This window comes from Streptomyces sp. NPDC051105, from assembly GCF_040682795.1.
Classification (GTDB): domain Bacteria; phylum Actinomycetota; class Actinomycetes; order Streptomycetales; family Streptomycetaceae; genus Streptomyces.
The window spans coordinates 50,874-68,985 of sequence record NZ_JBFBBR010000013.1 but is presented as its reverse complement, the minus strand read 5'-3'; the positions used below and the strand labels follow the sequence as shown (position 1 = coordinate 68,985).

The 18,112-nt window shown below is 68.5% G+C and carries 17 protein-coding genes and 2 pseudogenes; 11 read left to right on the top strand and 8 right to left on the bottom strand.

The window, feature by feature from the left end:
- Positions 1–31 precede the first annotated feature (31 nt).
- A complete protein-coding gene (gene ppk2 / locus AB0N16_RS28965; RefSeq protein WP_365801680.1) occupies positions 32–934 on the top strand; it encodes a polyphosphate kinase 2 in 903 nt (300 codons plus the stop codon).
- A gap of 96 nt (positions 935–1,030) precedes the next feature.
- A complete protein-coding gene (locus AB0N16_RS28960; protein ID WP_365801678.1) occupies positions 1,031–1,525 on the top strand; it encodes a GNAT family N-acetyltransferase in 495 nt (164 codons plus the stop codon).
- 345 nt (positions 1,526–1,870) lie between these two features.
- On the opposite strand, the gene AB0N16_RS28955 is transcribed toward AB0N16_RS28960, so the two are convergent.
- Positions 1,871–2,179 carry a transposase gene (locus AB0N16_RS28955; RefSeq protein WP_365801676.1) on the bottom strand — a complete coding sequence of 103 codons (309 nt, stop codon included), beginning with the start codon at positions 2,177–2,179 and terminating at the stop codon, positions 1,871–1,873.
- A 503-nt stretch (positions 2,180–2,682) separates the two neighbouring features.
- On the opposite strand from AB0N16_RS28955, the pseudogene AB0N16_RS28950 reads away from it, so the two are divergent.
- The 4 genes and pseudogenes from AB0N16_RS28950 to AB0N16_RS28935 form a co-directional block, all read left to right on the top strand.
- Positions 2,683–2,832 (top strand): annotated as a pseudogene (locus tag AB0N16_RS28950) (FAD-binding protein); the annotation flags it as partial.
- 276 nt (positions 2,833–3,108) lie between these two features.
- Entirely contained in the window at positions 3,109–3,996 is an 888-nt protein-coding gene (locus tag AB0N16_RS28945) for a hypothetical protein (RefSeq protein WP_365802014.1), read from the top strand.
- On the top strand, positions 3,993–4,415 hold the full coding sequence (locus tag AB0N16_RS28940; RefSeq protein ID WP_365801674.1) for a hypothetical protein: 423 nt from the start codon (positions 3,993–3,995) through the stop codon (positions 4,413–4,415). Before AB0N16_RS28945 ends, AB0N16_RS28940 begins: the two co-directional genes overlap by 4 nt.
- 17 nt (positions 4,416–4,432) lie before the next feature.
- Positions 4,433–6,499: a 5'-methylthioadenosine/S-adenosylhomocysteine nucleosidase gene (locus tag AB0N16_RS28935; RefSeq protein ID WP_365801672.1), complete on the top strand. Its 2,067-nt coding sequence runs from the start codon at positions 4,433–4,435 to the stop codon at positions 6,497–6,499.
- Here AB0N16_RS28935 and AB0N16_RS28930 read toward each other — a convergent pair.
- Positions 6,382–7,095 (bottom strand): HAD-IB family phosphatase, encoded by a 714-nt coding sequence (locus AB0N16_RS28930; RefSeq protein ID WP_365801670.1) that lies wholly within the window; start codon positions 7,093–7,095, stop codon positions 6,382–6,384. The two genes, AB0N16_RS28935 and AB0N16_RS28930, sit on opposite strands and share 118 nt — an antisense overlap.
- Before the next feature lie 677 nt (positions 7,096–7,772).
- On the opposite strand from AB0N16_RS28930, the pseudogene AB0N16_RS28925 reads away from it, so the two are divergent.
- A pseudogene (locus AB0N16_RS28925) lies at positions 7,773–8,304 on the top strand (tyrosine-type recombinase/integrase); the annotation flags it as partial.
- Here the strand turns inward: AB0N16_RS28925 and sodN are convergent.
- Positions 8,258–8,653 carry a superoxide dismutase, Ni gene (sodN, locus tag AB0N16_RS28920; protein ID WP_055634112.1) on the bottom strand — a complete coding sequence of 132 codons (396 nt, stop codon included), beginning with the start codon at positions 8,651–8,653 and terminating at the stop codon, positions 8,258–8,260. The pseudogene AB0N16_RS28925 and the gene sodN sit on opposite strands and share 47 nt — an antisense overlap.
- 145 nt (positions 8,654–8,798) lie before the next feature.
- Here sodN and sodX point away from each other — a divergent pair, with 145 nt between their 5' ends.
- Positions 8,799–9,242, top strand: coding sequence for a nickel-type superoxide dismutase maturation protease (gene sodX / locus AB0N16_RS28915; protein ID WP_365801992.1), 444 nt, complete (start codon positions 8,799–8,801; stop codon positions 9,240–9,242).
- Here sodX and AB0N16_RS28910 read toward each other — a convergent pair.
- Positions 9,137–9,775, bottom strand: coding sequence for a CGNR zinc finger domain-containing protein (locus tag AB0N16_RS28910; protein WP_365801668.1), 639 nt, complete (start codon positions 9,773–9,775; stop codon positions 9,137–9,139). The two genes, sodX and AB0N16_RS28910, sit on opposite strands and share 106 nt — an antisense overlap.
- 100 nt (positions 9,776–9,875) lie before the next feature.
- Here AB0N16_RS28910 and AB0N16_RS28905 point away from each other — a divergent pair, with 100 nt between their 5' ends.
- Positions 9,876–10,646, top strand: a complete 771-nt coding sequence (locus tag AB0N16_RS28905) for a class I SAM-dependent methyltransferase (RefSeq protein WP_365801666.1) — start codon at positions 9,876–9,878, stop codon at positions 10,644–10,646.
- Positions 10,647–10,852: 206 nt separating this feature from the next.
- On the opposite strand, the gene AB0N16_RS28900 is transcribed toward AB0N16_RS28905, so the two are convergent.
- From AB0N16_RS28900 to AB0N16_RS28890, 3 genes are read right to left on the bottom strand one after another with little or no spacing between them, the layout of a single operon-like run.
- The gene (locus AB0N16_RS28900) at positions 10,853–11,653 is read right to left on the bottom strand and encodes an amino acid ABC transporter ATP-binding protein (RefSeq protein ID WP_365801664.1); all 801 of its coding nucleotides are present in this window, start codon (positions 11,651–11,653) and stop codon (positions 10,853–10,855) included.
- Positions 11,650–12,579 carry an amino acid ABC transporter permease gene (locus AB0N16_RS28895; protein ID WP_365801662.1) on the bottom strand — a complete coding sequence of 310 codons (930 nt, stop codon included), beginning with the start codon at positions 12,577–12,579 and terminating at the stop codon, positions 11,650–11,652. The genes AB0N16_RS28900 and AB0N16_RS28895 overlap by 4 nt, the downstream gene beginning before the upstream one ends.
- Positions 12,580–12,609: 30 nt before the next feature.
- Positions 12,610–13,569 carry an ABC transporter substrate-binding protein gene (locus AB0N16_RS28890; protein ID WP_365801660.1) on the bottom strand — a complete coding sequence of 320 codons (960 nt, stop codon included), beginning with the start codon at positions 13,567–13,569 and terminating at the stop codon, positions 12,610–12,612.
- Positions 13,570–14,152: 583 nt separating this feature from the next.
- Here AB0N16_RS28890 and AB0N16_RS28885 point away from each other — a divergent pair.
- Together AB0N16_RS28885 and AB0N16_RS28880 are read left to right on the top strand one after the other, a co-directional pair.
- Positions 14,153–15,385, top strand: coding sequence for an NADP-dependent malic enzyme (locus tag AB0N16_RS28885; RefSeq protein WP_365801658.1), 1,233 nt, complete (start codon positions 14,153–14,155; stop codon positions 15,383–15,385).
- Between the two features lie 575 nt (positions 15,386–15,960).
- Positions 15,961–16,926 (top strand): zinc-binding dehydrogenase, encoded by a 966-nt coding sequence (locus tag AB0N16_RS28880; RefSeq protein WP_365801656.1) that lies wholly within the window; start codon positions 15,961–15,963, stop codon positions 16,924–16,926.
- Positions 16,927–17,019: 93 nt separating this feature from the next.
- On the opposite strand, the gene AB0N16_RS28875 is transcribed toward AB0N16_RS28880, so the two are convergent.
- Positions 17,020–18,111: a PadR family transcriptional regulator gene (locus AB0N16_RS28875; RefSeq protein ID WP_365801654.1), complete on the bottom strand. Its 1,092-nt coding sequence runs from the start codon at positions 18,109–18,111 to the stop codon at positions 17,020–17,022.
- Position 18,112 lies beyond the last annotated feature (1 nt).

Genomic DNA, 18,112 nt, shown 5'->3' with positions numbered 1-18,112 from the left:
CCTGACCCACTGAGCCGCTGAGGAGGACTGGATGACGACGCCGGACCTGCTGTCCGACCTGGCCGACCTGAAGGTCGACTACAGCGACCCGGACGACCCCGTACTCATCCGCCCGGACGGTTCCCCGATCGACACCTGGCGGGAGAACTACCCGTACCCGCAGCGCATGGAGCGCAAGGAGTACGAGTGGCACAAGCGGCTCCAGCAGATCGAACTGCTGAAGCTGCAGACCTGGATCAAGGAGACCGGACGCCGGATAGTCATCGTCTTCGAGGGCCGGGACGCGGCCGGCAAGGGCGGCACCATCAAGCGCTTCACGGAGCACCTGAACCCCCGTGGCGCGCGGGTGGTGGCACTGGAGAAGCCCACCGAACGCGAGAGCGGCCAGTGGTACTTCCAGCGCTACGTCCAACACCTCCCGACGGCCGGTGAGATCGTCCTCTTCGACCGGTCCTGGTACAACCGGGCCGGCGTCGAGCGGGTCATGGGCTTCTGCTCGGACGACGAGTACCGGCGCTTCATGCGCCAGGCGCCGCTGTTCGAGCGGATGCTGGTGGACGACGGGGTGGACCTGGTGAAGTTCTGGTTCTCGGTCTCGCAGAGCGAGCAGCGGACCCGCTTCACCATCCGCCAGGTCGACCCGGTACGGCAGTGGAAGCTCAGCCCGATGGACCTGGCCTCACTGGACCGCTGGGACGACTACACGGCCGCGAAGGTCGCGATGTTCCGGGAGACGGACACCGAGTACGCCCCCTGGACGGTGGTCAAGAGCAACGACAAGAAGCGCGCCCGGGTCGAGGCCATGCGCAGCGTCCTGGCCCGTTTCGACTACGCCAACAAGGACGAGGAGGTCGTCGGCAGCCCGGACCCGCGGATCGTGGGTGCGGCGGCGGGCCTCCTGGAGGCCGGCGAGGACGACGGGGGCCATCACTAGCACCGACAACGGTAGAGCCGGCCGGAACTCCGGCCGGCCTCTTTGCTTTCGGAACGGGTTGGACACGACTCGGCGCGGTGTCCGAGGATCTTCCGTATGATCCGTGCTGCCACCGAGAACGACATCGCCGAGATCCGCCTGATGATCAGCGAACTCGCCGCCTACGAACGGGCAGTCGAGCAGGCCCGGGCCACCGAGGAGCAACTGCGCGAGGCGTTGTTCGGCGCGCACCCGGCCGCCTACGCGCTGATCGCGGAGGACGACACCACGGGCGGGGTCGTGGGCTTCGCCCTGTGGTTCCCGCGCTTCTCGACCTGGACCGGCACCCGGGGCATGCACCTGGAGGACCTCTACGTACGGCCGCACGCCCGGGGCGGCGGCCATGGCCGGGCCCTGCTCGCCGCCCTCGCCGCGCTCTGCCTGCGCAGCGGCTACGAGCGGTTCGAGTGGTGGGTGCTTGACTGGAACCAGCCGGCGATCGACTTCTACAAGTCGATCGGGGCGGATTTCCTGGACGAGTGGCGGGTGTGCCGCCTGACCGGCGAGCCGCTCGGCGAACTCGCGGCCCGGGCCCCGGCCGTTGCGCCGTAGATCCCCGTCGCCTGTGTGACGCGAGATCGTCGTGCACCGGCGGGCCGGCCTTCTTGCTCCTGCCGCGCTTCTTGCCGAACACGCTCCACCAGCGGTTGTCCCGGCAGATCCGCCACGCTGTCCGGTCCGCCATCCCGGCGCCGGCGCCACGGGCTTCATCGGCAAGGAACCGGTACCCGAATTCCGGGTCGTCGCGGTGGGCGTCGAACAGTGCGTTCGCGCGGTATGCCTCCTCCAGCACGGCGTCGGCAACGGGCTTGCCGAGCCAGCGGTAGTAGGGCTGTCTGGCGAGCTTGAGCACCCGGCACGTCACCGTGACGGGCACCCCGTCCACGGCCAGCTCTTTCACGAGCGGGTAGATCCTTTTCCCGGCAGATGTGCCTGCGACAGATAGGCCGCGGCCCGGCGCAGGACCTCGTTCTCCTGCTCCAGCAGCTTGATCCGCCGACGGGCTTCCCGCAGTTCCGCGCTCTCCTGGCTGGTCGTTCCGGGCCTGGATCCGTCATCGATGTCCGCGCGGCGCAGCCATTTCCACAGCGTCATCGGATGGACGCCGAAATCCTTGGACACCTGCTCGACCGTCACCCCCGGGCCACGGTTCCTCGCGACCCGCACGACGTCCTCGCGGAACTCTTCCGGATAGGGCTTGGGCACAGCGACATCCTTCCCACCTCCCCCGCAGGGCAAGCCAGTTCAGATGTCACCCGATCGTGCGGCAGACCCCCTGCGGATGCTGCTAGGCGGGGAGCCAACGTGCCCCGGATGTACTGTCCCATCGCCGAGATTTTCTGGTCGTTGATGAGGTAGGTCCACAGGAGGACTGCCACTGGAGGCAGCAAGGGCAGGAAGCCCGCTCCGAAGCCTGACCGCAAGGCGGCTGCCAGGACCCCAGTCGCCGAGGCCAGCATCGCGTAGACCAGGTTGTCCCGGAAGGCGATCCGGCTTCGTTATTCGTCCTTGAGGCCTCGTGTTCCGTCGGCAGCAGAGCCGCCAAGGTCACATCGGCACCAGATGTCATGGGTTCCCTGCAGTACGCCACGTGCCGTCGAGTGACTGCTCTTCCCCTCCGCAGAAGCTGTGACACCTCGCCCCTGTGCAGGCGGCGCGCCATCAAGTAGCTTCTGCGCACTGGCCTTTGGGGGAAGGGCCGTCGGGGGGTGACGCATGTGACAGCGCATAGCGAACTGTCGTGGACAGATGTCTTGGTCATCGGAGCCGGACCTGCGGGGCTAGCGGTGGCCGCGGGACTGAGGAACACCGGGCTGCACTGCCTGGTCGTGGAACAGGGGCCGCCGTCGGGCGGACGGGATGCCACGAATCCTGCACATCTGGCGACAGGAGTGGGCGGGGCTGGGCTCTTCTCGGACGGAAAGTTCTCGTTCTACCCTTCGGCCACCGGCTTGTGGTCCCTGTGCCCAGGGCATGACCTGCGCCTGGCCTATGACGCCATGGCCAAGGCACTGGCGCCCTGCGGCCTAGCGGTACCGGTGTACCCGAAGCGAACCCCGGACAGCTCTGGGCCACCGGCATTCCGCCTGAAGCACTACCCCTCCTTCTACGTATCCATGGAGGAGCGGACTCGGTTGACCGAGCGGCTCGTCGATTTGGTGGGTCGGGACAACCTGCTGACCGGCACCAAGGCCTTCCAGGTGGGCGAGGGGTTCGGAGGGGCGATTGCGGTCGGCCTGCGGCCCGCCACCGCGACGGGCACACATGGCGACGGCGCAACCGTGCACTGCAGGGCACTCGTCCTCGCTGGCGGCCGGTTCGGACCGCTTTCCTGCGATGTCCGGTTGAAAGGTGTCCAATGCACTTTTCGACGGCTGGAAGTTGGTGTTCGAATAGAGCAGCCGGTCGACGACTTCTTTCTCCGGGACCAGCGTGCTCTGGATCCGAAGTTCCTGTGGGAGGATAAGTCCGGCCGCTATGGTTGGCGCACTTTCTGCTGCTGCCGTGACGGACGGGTGGTGGCTACCGACTTTGACGGGTGGGTGACCCTTTCCGGGCGGGCTGACTGCCCATCCACCGGCAGGTCCAATGTGGGGTTCAACCTGCGGGTGTCGAACGAAAGCGAGGCGGCATTTATTTGGCGGGGAGCAGCGCTGTTGAGCGAGGGAGTACAGTCGGCACAGGGGGTACCGTTGGCGGATTTCCTAGCGTCGCGTGGACCGTTCACCGACGGGACGCTGCGGCACCGTCTTGGAGACCGCGGAGCGGCACTTCTCGCCGAGGGCCTCGGTCGGCTCACCGACCGGGTCGGTGCCCGGCGGCTAGCCAATGCGCTGGTGTCGGGCCCCACTTTGGAGGGCGTCGGTCACTACCCGTGGACGGGACAGGGACTGATGGTCGACGGGCGCCCGGTGTGGGCCGTCGGGGACACAGCCGGACGCTTCCGCGGCATCACGGCTGCCCTCGTCAGCGGGTTCTTCGCCGCCCGGCGTATAAGTGAGTACTTCAGGAGACGATCGTGACACTTACGCAGTCCCTGCCCGTTGTCTACACGGCGCAGTCGAAACACAATTTCTTCTGCCGGGACGTCATCTGTGAGTACGTCCTGCGCAACCAGGCTGTGCCGCTCAACCCTTTCCGGATTTTCGACTACTTCCTCGGTGACCGCGTCGACCGTAATATGATCCGCCGGGCGAACAACAACTGTGTACGGATCGCTGACGAGATCTGGGTCTTCGGAGAGATCTCCGACGGTGTGTTCCATGAGATCCGGTACGCACTCGAGCTGGGTAAACCGGTGCGCTATTTCACCCTCTCTACCCGGGTCGAGGGAATCACCGAAGTAGCTCCACACGAGATCTCCTTGGAGGAGGAGGTGGAACGAAGCGTCGGCCTGTCCGAGAAAGGGCTCAGGGAGGTCATCGTGTCCGCGGCACAGTAATCCGTCCAGGGGGTTGCATGTACGACGACCAGCGCCCGGTCTACCTGCACTTCCTGGACCGTGAATTGGGAAAGTCCGTCGACTTCCAGGTCACCGCGCGCCTGGTGGAGCAGCTGCTGAAGTTGCTTTCGCTCACCTGCTCGGCCACCTTCTACTGCGGTATCTCCGTCATCTGGGAGAACCCGGCGCTGGACGCGGACTGCCGCAGGTTCATGGCGCTGCTGGGCGAGACCGACGTCCTGGATGCGGTGAGTTATAGCGGCACCGTTGAGGAGTTCTACGAGTCTCGGCAACGGCTCTACGCCCATGACGCGCAGCGGTACCCGCTTTACTTCGTCGGTGGTCCGGACGGCCTGCGCGCCATCAGGGCCACCCTCCACAAGCCCCAGGACACCACCAGCGCACTCCTTGGCGACCTGGAGGCGTGGGCGGCAGGGCTGCGTCCGCACGCCGAGAGCGGCAGCACTACCGCTACCGCCTTACAGGTGACCGAGGCAGCGCTGAGGGCCAGAGCGGGCGAAGCGATCACGTACAGCTTCTTCCACCCGTTCCTATTACGGGCCGGGGGTACTTCACCCGACGTGGGCGCGATCCGCCGACAGATATCGCTGGCGTACTCCCGGCACTACCTCGGATTCGCGGACGGTGACATCGTCACCGGTGTCAAGGGGCTGTCGTTTTTCGACGGGCAGCTCTCGACGAGCTTTCCGCTCTACGACGTGCCGCTGCTCTTCCTGTTGCTGGACGTGGCGGGCCTGTCGCCTCTCGTGGAGCAGCCGTGGCTCGCGCGCCGGACGTTCTGGGACCCGTTCCTTGGCGGTCTCCGGGACGCCGACGAATACCGCATCGGCGCGACGGTGCGGACGATCCTGGAGACGGCGCACCGCCAACTACCGCCGGCCGTGCGGGGCGGCTCGCAGTATGCCGCACGTACGAGGATCGCGAGCCTCATAAGACAGGCCCGCCACGACGTTGGCACGCTGTCCCCGCAGCCGCTGCCTCTGTGCCAGGAGAACGGCGGCAGCATCGCGGTGCCCGCCGCAGAGGCGCTGCTGGCAACCGCGCGTGCCTCCCTCGAAGCGATAGCGGCTCTCCTGCGGAGCGGGCCGAGCGGAATCGGGCATCCGGAGTACGGAAAGGGAAGAGGTGGTCCGGTGGACAACGTCGCTGACCCGAAGGGCGGGCACGCCGCCCAGGCGGGACACAGGCAACCGGGCGGTCGGCCGCGGCTGCTGCTGCTCACGGCCACCCAAGTGGAGACCAAGTGCGTACTCGACACCTTCGCCCAGGTGCTCGGACCGCGAGAGAAGCCGCTGTTCGGCGAGCACACGACCTACTTCAGGCTGGGTGAGGCGCACGGCTGTGACATCTACCTGGCCCAGTCGGAGGCCGGGTCCAGCGGCCCGGGCGGCAGCATACTGACTGCGTACGATGCGTTCCGCTTCCTTGATCCCGCCCTCGTGGTCATGGTGGGCATAGCCTTCGGTGCCAAGCCGGGCGAGCAGCAGGTCGGAGACATCCTGGTCTCGCGGCAGGTGGTGGCGTACGAGAGTCAGCGCGTCGGAGGGCACGGCACTCCGCACCGGCTGGTGCCGCGCGGTGACAGGGTGAGTGCTTCGCCGCGACTGCTGGACAGGTGCCGCACCGTGGACATCGACTGGCACCTGTCCACGGTCCACTTCGGCCTGTTGCTGTCCGGGGAGAAGCTGATCGACAGCGCCGACTACCTCGATCAGGTGGCCGCCCAGTTCGGCCACGAGGCGGTGGGGGGTGAGATGGAGGGCGCGGGCCTTTACGCGGCTGCGTATCGGCAGCGCAAGGAGTGGATCGTCGTGAAGGCGATCAGTGACTGGGCCGACGGGAAGAAGCACGAGCGCAAGCTGGAACGGCAGCATCTGGCGGCGACCCGGGCGGCGCAGTTCGTGGCTGCCCTCGTCACAGGTGGCGGCCTCGCGCCCGGCTTGGCTCAGGCAGGGGCCACCGTCGAGCGGGACGACATCCGGCCGCCCCGCGCCGAACGTGTCGCTACCGACGGCGACACGGCAGGCTTCGGCAGCACCGACCGGGAAAGCGCCAGTTCGTAGGCCTCCCACAGATCGCGTCCGGTGTAGCCGACCGAAGCCAGAGGCCGCACATGTGCGTCGCCGTTGACTGCGACGGATACCGGCGCCACCTCGAACAGGTAGCGGTCGGACAGCGAGTCGCCGTATGCCACGACTCGGTCCGGCGCGATGCCATGCCTCACGCACATCGCCTTGGTGAGCAGGGGTTTGTCCTCTGGCCGGAGAATCGCTCCGGTATCGATGTCGACCTCCGGAGAGTGTGGGAAGACCGAGCCGTGTACCTCGTCGAAGCCCAGTTCCCGGAAGTGGTCGGCGAAGCATAGCGGGGACATGGTGATGACGGCCGACCGGTGTCCGCGCGCTGCGATGTCTGCCACGACCTCACGGATGCGCCGCATCTTCGGGCTCGCGTTGAACGCCACGCGGACCCGGCCCGGGTCCATGGGGCCCCACAACCGGAACATCGACCGCGCAAACTGCCGAGTGTCGATGCGGCCGGCGCCGAAGTCCCGTTCCAAGAGATCGATGTCCGGTGCGTGGCCGAGGACTCTGGCCATCTCCCTGGTCGCGGATGTCCCCGGCAGGAGGGTGCCGTCCATGTCGAATACATGCAGCATGGCCGGGATGTTACCGCCCCGTTCGGCCCCGTCCCCGGCCGTTCCGAATACGTACTCGATCGTGCGCCCGCAGTCGTGGGGGCTGACGCCGTCGCTCGGACGGGGCCGCGTGCCCGCCGAGGTGAGGCGTCCGAGCGAGTCGGGTGCAGGAGTTGTACGTCGAGATCAAGCGGTTGCGGGCGCAGGCGTCGAGGAACTGCTCACGGACGCATACCGTGGTGCCTTGGCCTGCTTGCGGTGTTTGAAGCGGTGGTTGACCAGGCAGATGCCAGTCTTGCAGTAGGGGAAAGATGGTAGGCGTTGAGCCCCGTGCCTCCGCACCTGGTCCAAGACGTCTCGACGCCTTGGAGGCGGGCGGTGACCAGGTCTTGGCTGCGCACGGCCGCGCTGTGGCCCTCCTGCTCGAAGAGCCATGTGCGACGAGCGCGACGCTTGCCCAAGGGAAAAGGCACTTGGCCAACATCTGGAAGCGCCCAACGCCAATCGCGGGCACCCTTCCGCGATCCAGACCACGGGGTCACATCTGGCATCGTCACGGGCCAGTACGTTGATCCCGCGCCCGGCGCACGTCGTTCGACACGTACGCGAACCGGTGGGGGCAGCGTCACTCATCGGGGGAAAGTGCATCACCGACAACCCGCTGCAGCCCACCACGTCGTCCCGGCGCTCGGCAGGCCGCCAAGTCTCGGCGCACTGTCTCGGTCGGGGAAGTCGTCACCGATTGCCCTCCTCGCGCACCATGCCGCAGGCCCCTCCAAGGATTGGCTGTTCAAGGTGGAGGAGGGGGAGCCTCTCAACTACCGCCGCTGGAACTGGAAGAGGGAGCGGAACTGCGCCCGCAGGACGCTCCAAGCGGCGGAGAACGAGGCGGCCGACCGCGAGGGTCGCAAGCCCGTCGAGCCGCCCCACATGGTGACCCACGACCTGCGCCACTTCTACGCCTCCGCCCTCATCGCCGGCGGGGCGAGCGTCAAGCAGGTCCAGCTGGTCCTCGGTCACGCGTCCGCCGTCATCACGCTGCGGAGCTACGCGCACCTGTGGCCCGGAGAAGAAGACCGCACCCGGACCGTCAGGGACGCCGTGCTCGGCGGCCTGCGGACCGGGTGCGGGAAGAGAGACGCTGCAATCGAAGCAATCGCAGGTCAGAAGGCAGAGATGAAGATCAAGCCTTCTTGGTCTCCCAGAAGATCTTGTCGATCTCGGCGATGAGCTCCAGGGCCTTCTCGCCGGTCTTCGGGTCCGTGGACGCCTTGGCGGCGGACAGGGCCTTCAGGGTGTCGTTGACCAGAACGTGCAGCTGGGGGTACTTCTCGAAGTGCGGGGGCTTGAAGTAGTCGCTCCAGAGCACCGACACGTGGTGCTTGGCAAGCTCGGCTCGCTGCTCCTTGATGACGGTGGCGCGAGCCTGGAAGTGCGGGTCGTCGTTGGCGGCCATCTTCTCCTGCACGGCCTTCACCGACTCCGCCTCGATGCGGGCCTGGGCCGGGTCGTACACACCGCAGGGCAGGTCGCAGTGCGCGCTGACCTTGACCTTGGGGGCAAACAGGCGGGAAAGCATGGAGCATTCCTTCCTCGTGATCGTCTTCTCAGGTGGGACATTACTCCCTGGGAAGCCTGTTTTCGCGAGTGCCCCCATGGGCTTAGGACAAAAGTCCAGGGTCAGACTGAGACTGGTGGAGGAACGGACCGGGGAGGTGCCGGCGATGCCGGAGCTGTCGCAGGAGACCGAGCGGGGGAGGGGCGCGGCGCCCTTCGGACTGGCCGAGGTGACCGGCCCGTCGATGGTGCCCACGCTGTACCAGGGGGATCAGCTCCTGGTGCGGTACGGGGCCCGGGTGAGGGCTGGTGACGTCGTCGTCCTGCGCCACCCCTTCCAGCAGGACCTGCTGGTCGTCAAGCGGGCCGTGGAGCCGCGCGAGGGCGGCTGGTGGGTGCTCGGGGACAACGCGTACGCGGGCGGGGACAGCACGGACTACGGGACCGTGCCCGAGGAGTTGATCCTCGGCCGCGCCCTGTTCCGCTGGCGGCCGCTCAGGGCCGGTCAGCGTTCGCCGCTGGCGCTGGCGCGCTGGGCGTTCTCGGCGGCCCGCCCGGTGCTCGCCGACCGCTCGGGCCGTTCCGCCTCCAGGCGTTTGCGGGCCCGGTAGGCGGCCACGTTGGCCCGGGTCGCGCAGCGATCCGAGCAGTAGCGCCGGGACCGGTTGGTGGAGGTGTCGAGGTAGGCGTTGCGGCACGGCGCCGCCTCGCACAGGCCGAGCCGGTCGACGCCGTACTCGGTGAGGTGGAAGGCCAGGCCCATCGCGGCGATCGCCGCATAGCCGGCGGTGGCGTTGGACGGATGGTCGGCCAGGTGCATGTGCCACAGCGGGCGGCCGTCCTCGTCCCGGTGGTCGTGGCCGGAGATCTGCGGCGACACCGGGAACTCGAGCAGCAGGGAGTTCAGCAGGTCCACGGCCAGCGTCTCGTCGCCCTTGTCGGCCGCCTCGAAGACCGCGCGCAGCCGGGCCCGGACCGAGCGGAAGCGGGTGACATCGGCGTCGGTGGTGCGGCGGGCCGCCGACGCGTTGACCCCGAAGAGGGCGCGGACGGCCTCGACCGAGGTCAGGGAGTCCTTGCCCCGGGCCGGTTCCTCGCTGTTGACGAGTCGGACGGCGTAGTCCGAGTAATAGGCCAGTTCCACTTGTAGTCCTTACGGGGGTGCTCTACGGTCAGTGGTGCGGTCGGGTAACAGCCGATCGCACTTCCAGGGTATTACGGGACTTGTGTGGCGGAGGGTTGCCATGACGGACGCGCAGACGACCACGACCGGGGCCGACTGGGGCGCCTGGCAGAAGAGCTGGGACCGGCAGCAGGAGTGGTACATGCCGGACCGCGAGGAACGGTTCCGGATCATGTTCGACATGGTCGAGGCGCTCGTGGGCACGGCCCCCCGGGTCCTCGACCTCGCGTGCGGCACCGGCAGCATCACCGCCCGGCTGCTCGCCCGCTTCCCGGCGGCGGTGAGCGTCGGAGTCGATCTCGACCCGGCCCTCCTCGCCATCGCCGAGGGCACCTTCGAGGGCGACGAGCGGGCCACGTTCGTCACCGCCGACCTCAAGGACCCGGAGTGGCCCGCGAGGCTGCCGTACGACTCGTACGACGCCGTCCTGACCGCCACGGCCCTGCACTGGCTGCACAGTGAACCCCTCGCGGCCCTCTACGGTCAGGTCGCGGGACTCGTCCGCGACGGCGGTGTCTTCATGAACGCCGACCACATGATCGACGAGAGCACGCCTCGGATCAACGCGGCGGAACGGGCGCAGCGGCATCTCCGCATGGATCAGGCCAAGGAGTCGGGGGCGCTCGACTGGGCCGAGTGGTGGCAGCTGGCCGCGCAGGACCCGGTCCTGGCCGGGCCGACGGCCCGCCGGTTCGAGATCTACGGCGAGCACGCGGACGGCGACATGCCCTCGGCGGCCTGGCACGCGCGCGTGCTGCGGGAGAAGGGGTTCGGGGAGGCCCGGCCGGTGTGGTGCTCGCCTTCGGACACGCTGCTGCTCGCGGTCAGGTAAGCGCCGAAGGGGCGAGCCCGAAGCCCGAAGCGCCGGAAAGGGGCGAGCCCAAGCGCCGAAGGGCCGAAGGGGGGCGAGTCCGAAGCGCCGAAGGGCCGAAGAGGGCGGAGCCCGAAGCGCGAAGGGGCGGTACGAGCATTCTCGTACCGCCCCTTTCCCGTCGCGCCGCGACTTCGCGTCGTACCGCGAGGGAACCGTCGTACTCGCTACAGCACCTTCGACAGGAACGACTTCGTGCGGTCGTGCTGCGGGTTGGTCAGGACGTCGCGCGGGTGGCCGGACTCGACCACCACGCCGTCGTCCATGAAGACCAGGCTGTCGCCGACCTCGCGGGCGAAGCCCATCTCGTGGGTGACGACGATCATCGTCATGCCGTCCTCGGCCAGGTCCCGCATCACGTCCAGGACCTCGCCGACCAGCTCCGGGTCGAGCGCCGAGGTCGGCTCGTCGAAGAGCATCAGCTTCGGCTGCATGGCGAGGGCGCGGGCGATCGCGACGCGCTGCTGCTGGCCGCCGGAGAGCTGCGCCGGGTAGTGGCCCTTGCGGTCGCCGAGGCCCACCCGGTCCAGGAGCCGCTCCGCGCGCTCCCGGGCCACCGCCCTGGACTCGCGCTTGACCTGGACCGGCGCCTCCATGACGTTCTCCAGGGCCGTCATGTGCGGGAAGAGGTTGAAGCGCTGGAACACCATGCCGATGTCCCGTCGCTGCGCCGCGACCTCCTTCTCCTTCAGCTCGTAGAGCTTGTCGCCGTGCTGTCGGTAGCCGACCAGACGGCCGTCGACGTACAGCCGGCCGGCGCTGATCTTCTCCAGATGGTTGATGCACCGCAGGAACGTGCTCTTGCCGGAACCGGACGGGCCGATCAGGCAGAACACCTCGCGCGGCAGCACCTCCAGGTCGATGCCCTTGAGGATGTGCGACAGCCCGAAAGACTTGTGCACCCCCTCGGCCTTGACCATCGGGGCGCCGCTGCTCGGCGGGGTGCTGTCCTTGATGAGAGAGCTCATCGGGCCACCTCCGGGCGACGGAACGAACCCCACTGGGCCAGATTCTTCCGCAGCCGCTGCAGCGGGGTGGGCGGGAGGTTGCGCGAGGAGCCGCGGGCGTAACGGCGTTCGATGTAGTACTGGACGATGCTGAAGATCGTGGTCAGGAACAGGTACCAGATGCAGGCGACGAAGTACATCTCGACGACCGCCAGCGAGGTGCTGGAGATGTCCGTGGCCTTCTTGATCAGCTCGGGGAGCTGGACCGCGTAGGCCAGCGACGAGGTCTTCAGCATGTTGATGAACTCGTTGCCGGTCGGCGGGATGATGACCCGCATGGCCTGCGGGAGGATCACCCGGCGCAGCGTCTGGCCCTGGGTCATGCCCAGCGCGTGCGAGGCCTCGGTCTGCCCCTCGTCGACCGACTGGATGCCGGCGCGGACGATCTCCGACATGTACGCGGCCTCGTTCAGGCCGAGCCCCAGCAGCGCGGTGAGGACCGGCGTCATCACCTGGTTCATCTCGTCCTTGTAGAACCCCAGGTTCAGGATGGGGAAGACGAGCGCGATGTTGTACCAGAGCAGCAGCTGGACCAGGACCGGGGTGCCCCGGAAGAACCAGATGTAGAACCAGGACACCGTGCTGGTGACCGGGTTCGACGACAGCCGCATCACGGCGAGGATCACGCCGAGGACGACACCGAGCACCATGGCCAGCACCGAGATGTAGAGCGTGGTCCAGGCGCCGGAGACGATGCCCTGGTCGAAGAGGTAGTCGGGGATGACGCTGTAGTTGATCTTCGCGTTGGAGAAGGCGATCCCGATCAGCACCACCAGGGCGATGACCACGACGCCGGACACCCAGCGTCCGTAGTGGCGCACCGGGATGGCCTTGATCTGCTCCGGCGGCACGGACGGCGCCGGAGTCTTGTCGACCGTGTCAGTCACAGTGACGGCCCTTCAGTCGTGCCGGGCCGCTCAGGAGCCGCCGTTGATCTTCGACTCGGTCACCGCACCTTGCGTGACGTTCCACTTCTCCAGGATCTTCTGGTAGTCGCCGTTCTTGATGATGGCGGCCATGGCGGCCTGGATCGCGTCGCGCAGCTGGGTGTTCTCCTTGCTGACCGCGAGGCCGTACGGGCCGGCCTCGATCTGCTCGCCGACGACCTCGAAGTCCTTCCCGCCACCCGACGTCTTGGCGTTGTAGGCGGCCACCGGGAAGTCGTTCAGGTCGGCGACGGAGGCGCCCTGCTTCAGACGGAGCAGCGCCTCGGGGTCGGTGTCGAAGGTCTGAAGGTTGATGGCCTTGTTGCCGTCCTTCGTACACTTCTCGCTCTGCGCCTTGGCGATGCCCTCGGACGTGGTGCCCTTCTGCAGAGCCACGACCTTGCCGCACAGGTCGTCCAGGGACTTGATGCCCTTCGGGTTGCCCTTCTGGACCAGGATCGAGGTGCCGGCGGTGAAGTAGTCGACGAAGTCGACGCCGCTGCCGACCTTCTTGCCGGTGTCGGAGTCGATGCCGTCCTGGCGGTCCTTGGTGTCGTTCATCGCCGACATGATCGCGTTGAAGCGGTTGGCCTGCAGGCCCACGATCAGGTTGTCGAACTTGCCGTTCTGGAACTCGAACTTCACGCCCAGCTGCTTGCCCAGCGCGTCCGCGATGTCCGGGTCCACGCCGACGGCCTTGCCGCTCTGCATGTACTCGACCGGCGGGTAGGCGATGTCCGAGCCCACCTTGATCACGCCGGCCTTGCGGATGGCGTCCGGCAGCTTGCTCGCCAGCGGGGCCGAGGACGTCGAGGAGGAGCCGCTGTCGCCGCCCTTGTCCGTCTGGTCACCGCAGCCGGTGAGGATCAGGGCGCCTGCGACCGCGATCGCACCGAACGCTGCGGTCCTGGAGCGCGCGACAGTGGTACGACGGGTGGAGCTTGCGGTCATGGTGGGTTCCTCCGGCGGTGGGTAGAACAAGCCGATATACCGAGATGCCTGATATGTCGATATGCCGATGGGTCGACGGAAACACACACCTTCGGGTGTCGCGACCTCGTGGGTTTACGGCATCCTGCCATTGGGATTGCTCCAAGCAGACGTGTCACCATGTCAAAATCGGATAACGGGTGACCCCCGTGACGCGTCAGGCCGGTCCTTCCTCGACCCGCCGCCCCGCACATCTGCGGGAATCCGACCTTCCGGCCGGAAGATCTTCGGTTCACCGCCGGTTCATCTCGGGCTCTGCTTCGTGGCCGCCCGCCGGTCACTCGGCCGCTCATCTGTCGGCTACCTACGACATCCGTGATGTGACCTTGCGCCTATTCGACTCGTCGTGAGCGCTGTCCGTCCGGTAAGAAGGTTCTTTACACCCCTCATCCGGGGCTCCAGGGCGCGTGTGCGGCGCGCCCGTCGCGCAGGTGCTCGTACGTGCCACTCGTACGTATCAGTGATCGGGCCCTGCGCGGTGCCCGTCCACTCCCTCACCGGGAGTGGCCGACCCTCAACCATGCATACCTAAGGGGTAAGACAAGTGGCAGCGGAGATCGTCAATCCTCGCAGCGACAGCACGCCGGGCAATTCGGACCAGGACGGCGGGGCCGAGCCCCTCGATTCCTTCGATCCGGCGTTCGCGCTGCACCGCGGCGGCAAGATGGCCGTGCAGGCCACCGTGCCGATCCGTGACAAGGACGACCTTTCCCTCGCGTACACGCCCGGAGTCGCGCGCGTGTGCACCGCGATCGCGGAACAGCCCGAGCTGGTCAACGACTACACATGGAAGTCGTCCGTCGTGGCCGTCGTCACCGACGGTACGGCCGTGCTCGGCCTCGGGGACATCGGTCCCGAGGCCTCCCTCCCCGTGATGGAGGGCAAGGCGATCCTCTTCAAGCAGTTCGGCGGCGTGGACGCGGTCCCGATCGCCCTCGCCTGCACCGACGTCGACGAGATCGTGGAGACCGTCGTCCGGCTCGCCCCGTCCTTCGGTGGGGTCAACCTGGAGGACATCTCGGCGCCGCGGTGCTTCGAGATCGAGCGCAAGCTCCAGGAGCGCGTCGACATCCCGGTCTTCCACGACGACCAGCACGGTACGGCCGTCGTGACGCTGGCGGCGCTGCGGAACGCGGCGCGGCTCAGCCGACGGGAGATCGGCCAGCTGCGGGCGGTGATCTCGGGCGCCGGCGCGGCCGGGGTCGCGATCGCCAAGATGCTGGTCGAGGCCGGCATCGGGGACGTCGCCCTGGCCGACCGCAAGGGGATCATCTCGGCCGACCGGGACGACCTCACCGCGGTCAAGCGCGAGGTCGCGGGGTTCACGAACAAGGCCGGGCTCAAGGGCACCCTGGAGGACGCGCTGGCCGGCGCCGACGTCTTCATCGGCGTCTCCGGCGGCACGGTCCCGGAGGAGGCCGTCGCCTCGATGGCCGAGGGCGCGTTCGTGTTCGCCATGGCCAACCCGAACCCGGAGGTGCACCCCGACGTCGCCCACAAGTACGCGGCGGTCGTGGCGACCGGGCGGTCGGACTTCCCGAACCAGATCAACAACGTGCTGGCGTTCCCCGGGATCTTCGCGGGCGCGCTCCAGGTGCGGGCCTCCCGGATCACCGAGGGGATGAAGATCGCGGCGGCGGAGGCGCTGGCGTCGGTCGTCGGCGACGATCTTGCGGCGGACTACGTCATTCCGTCGCCGTTCGACGAGCGGGTCGCGCCGGCGGTGACCGCGGCGGTGGCCGCGGCTGCGCGGGCCGAGGGCGTCGCACGGCGGTAACCCGGATGGCCCCGCCCGCTTGGGTGGGGCCATTTCTTTGCCCATCCACCCACCCGATCGGGTGGGTGGATGGGAAGTAACCGCCGCCCTGGGGGCTGCCGCCCCCAGACCCCTGTATCGGGGGTGGCTCTGGATCGGAGTGGCCCCTATCGGGGTGACCCCTATTGGGCTGGCCCCTATTGGGGTGCTGGAGCCGTCGGCCGTCGGCCGTCGGGTGTCGGTGGGTGGGGGCTGAGCCCGCCCATGCGGCTTAGCGGCAAGTGGCGCGGCCCCGTGTTCCTGGGGGTGCTGTGCGTGTCGGCCCCGTGTTCCTGGGGGTGCTGTGCGTGTCGGCCCCGTGTTCCTGGGGGGTGCTGTGCGTGTCGGCCCCCGTGTTCCTGGGGGGTGCTGTGCGTGTCGGCCCCCGTGTTCCTGGGGGGTGCTGTGCGTGCCGGCCCCCGTGTTCCTGGTGGGCGCTGTGCGTGTCGGCCCCGTGTTCTGGTGGGCGCTGTCCGTAGGGGCGTTGTGCGCAAGAGGGGATGTGTCACAGTGGTGCCCGGTTACGCGCCTGGCCCCGGGAACCTATCGTCGGCCCTATGTTCGCCGTCTACGCCGCCCGAATCGACCGCGACCAGCCGCTCTCCGGCCTTGAGTTGGGGGACCGTCCCGCCCCCGAGGCCCGCCCCGGCTGGAGTACCGTCGATGTCCGGGCCGCTTCCCTCAACCACCACGACCTCTGGTCCCTGCGCGGCGTCGGCCTCCCGGAGGACCGGCTGCCGATGATCCTCGGCTGTGACGCCGCCGGTGTCGACGCGGACGGCAACGAGGTCGTCCTGCACTCCGTGATCGGGCAGAGCGGCCACGGGGTCGGGCCGAACGAACCCCGGTCCATCCTCACCGAGCGCTACCAGGGCACCTTCGCCGAGCAGGTCGCCGTACCCACCTGGAACCTCCTGCCCAAGCCCAGGGAACTCTCCTTCGCGGAGGCCGCCTGCCTGCCCACCGCCTGGCTGACGGCGTACCGGATGCTCTTCACCAACGCGGGCGTCCGTCCCGGTGACTCGGTCCTCGTGCAGGGCGCGGGCGGCGGGGTCGCCACCGCCGCGATCGTGCTCGGCAAGGCCGCGGGGCTGCGGGTCTTCGCCACCAGCCGGGACGAGGCGAAGCGGAAGCGCGCCCTGGAACTCGGCGCCGTCGAGGCGGTGGAACCGGGCGCCCGGCTGCCGCAGCGCGTGGACGCCGTGATCGAGACCGTCGGCGCCGCCACCTGGTCCCACTCGGTGAAGTCGCTGCGGCCCGGCGGCACCATCGTCATCTCCGGCGCCACCTCCGGCGACCGGCCCTCGCGCGCCGAACTGACCCGGATCTTCTTCCTCGAGCTGAAGGTCGTGGGCTCGACCATGGGGACCAAGGACGAGCTGGAGGACCTGCTCGCCTTCTGCGCCGCCACCGGGGTACGCCCGGTCATCGACGAACTGCTGCCGCTCGACCGCGCCCGCGAGGGCTTCGCCCGCCTGGAGTCAGGCGACCAGTTCGGGAAGATCGTCCTGACCAACTCCTGACCAGCTCCTCAGCGGCGGGAGAGAGACCGGGTCCTGAGGGAGAGGGGAAGCGGGCGGGCCGTGTGTGGTCGGCCCGCTTCGCTCGCCCGCTCCTCAGGACTTCGGGCCGCGCAGCAGCGCTCCGATGCGGGCCGCCGCCGTCGACAGGTGGCGGCGGGTGTCGCCGAGCTGCTCCGCGGTGACTCCGTGGTCGCGGGCCGCGTCCCGGATGTCGTCGCGGAATCGGTCCAGGAGCCGGTCGAGGTCGCGGGCCGGGTCGCCGGTGCCGGTCTCGTCGCCGTACGCCCACTCCGGGACGTACTGCGCCGGGAAGTCCTCCGGGGTCTCCGAATACTGCGGTTCCTGTGCCTGGGGCGGTGTCGGCTTGCGGAGGTCCGGGCCTGATCCGGGCTGCGGCTCGCTGCGGCCGCCGAAGCCGAAGTCCTTGCCGAACTCCTTCCCGAAGTCCTTGCCGTAGTCCTTTCCGAACTCCCCGAACTCCTTGGCGAGTTCGGCCAGGCCCTCGCGGACCCCGGTCGGCCAGTCACCGCGTGCGAAGTGGTCCTGGACGTGCTCCTGCACCCGGTGGGCGATGCGCTGCATCTCCTCCTGGGCCTGGGCGCGGGCCCGGGCCTGGGCCTCCTGGGCCTGCCGACGGGCCCGCTGGGCCTCGTCACGGGCCCGGCGGCTCTCGTCCTTGGCGCGGCGGGCCTGCTCCTTCCACTCCTGCTTGACGCGCCGCATCTCCTCCTTGGCGGCCCGCCAGGACTCCCTGTCACCGAGGTCACCGAAGTCCCCGTTCCCCGTCCCGCTGCCGTGCCGGGCCTCGGAGGCGGCAGCCCGCACCTCGCGGCGCAGATCCCCGGCCGCGCCGCGTACGTCGGCCCTTATCTCCGCGGCCAGTTCGGCCACCGACTCGCGGATCTCCAGCTCCAAGTCAGCCAACTCGCCGCTGCGGTCGGCCAGTTCGGCGCGTCCGGCGTCCGTGATGGCGTAGACCTTGCGGCCGCCCTCGGTGGTGTGCGTGACCAGGCCCTCGGCCTCGAGCTTGGCGAGGCGGGGGTAGACGGTGCCCGCCGACGGGGCGTACAGGCCCTGGAAGCGCTCTTCGAGCAGCCGGATCACTTCGTAGCCGTGGCGCGGGGCCTCGTCCAGCAGTTTGAGCAGGTAGAGGCGGAGGCGGCCGTGGGCGAAGACGGGAGGCATG

Excerpts from the sequence above, each read along its gene's own strand:
- ppk2 (WP_365801680.1), top strand. The coding sequence starts at position 32 with ATGACGACGCCGGACCTGCTGTCCGACCTGGCCGACCTGAAGGTCGAC.
- AB0N16_RS28960 (WP_365801678.1), top strand. The coding sequence starts at position 1,031 with ATGATCCGTGCTGCCACCGAGAACGACATCGCCGAGATCCGCCTGATG.
- AB0N16_RS28935 (WP_365801672.1), top strand. The coding sequence starts at position 4,433 with ATGTACGACGACCAGCGCCCGGTCTACCTGCACTTCCTGGACCGTGAA.
- AB0N16_RS28930 (WP_365801670.1), bottom strand. The coding sequence starts at position 7,095 with ATGCTGCATGTATTCGACATGGACGGCACCCTCCTGCCGGGGACATCC.
- sodN (WP_055634112.1), bottom strand. The coding sequence starts at position 8,653 with ATGCTTTCCCGCCTGTTTGCCCCCAAGGTCAAGGTCAGCGCGCACTGC.
- sodX (WP_365801992.1), top strand. The coding sequence starts at position 8,799 with ATGCCGGAGCTGTCGCAGGAGACCGAGCGGGGGAGGGGCGCGGCGCCC.
- AB0N16_RS28905 (WP_365801666.1), top strand. The coding sequence starts at position 9,876 with ATGACGGACGCGCAGACGACCACGACCGGGGCCGACTGGGGCGCCTGG.
- AB0N16_RS28900 (WP_365801664.1), bottom strand. The coding sequence starts at position 11,653 with ATGAGCTCTCTCATCAAGGACAGCACCCCGCCGAGCAGCGGCGCCCCG.
- AB0N16_RS28890 (WP_365801660.1), bottom strand. The coding sequence starts at position 13,569 with ATGACCGCAAGCTCCACCCGTCGTACCACTGTCGCGCGCTCCAGGACC.
- AB0N16_RS28880 (WP_365801656.1), top strand. The coding sequence starts at position 15,961 with ATGTTCGCCGTCTACGCCGCCCGAATCGACCGCGACCAGCCGCTCTCC.
- AB0N16_RS28875 (WP_365801654.1), bottom strand. The coding sequence starts at position 18,111 with ATGCCTCCCGTCTTCGCCCACGGCCGCCTCCGCCTCTACCTGCTCAAA.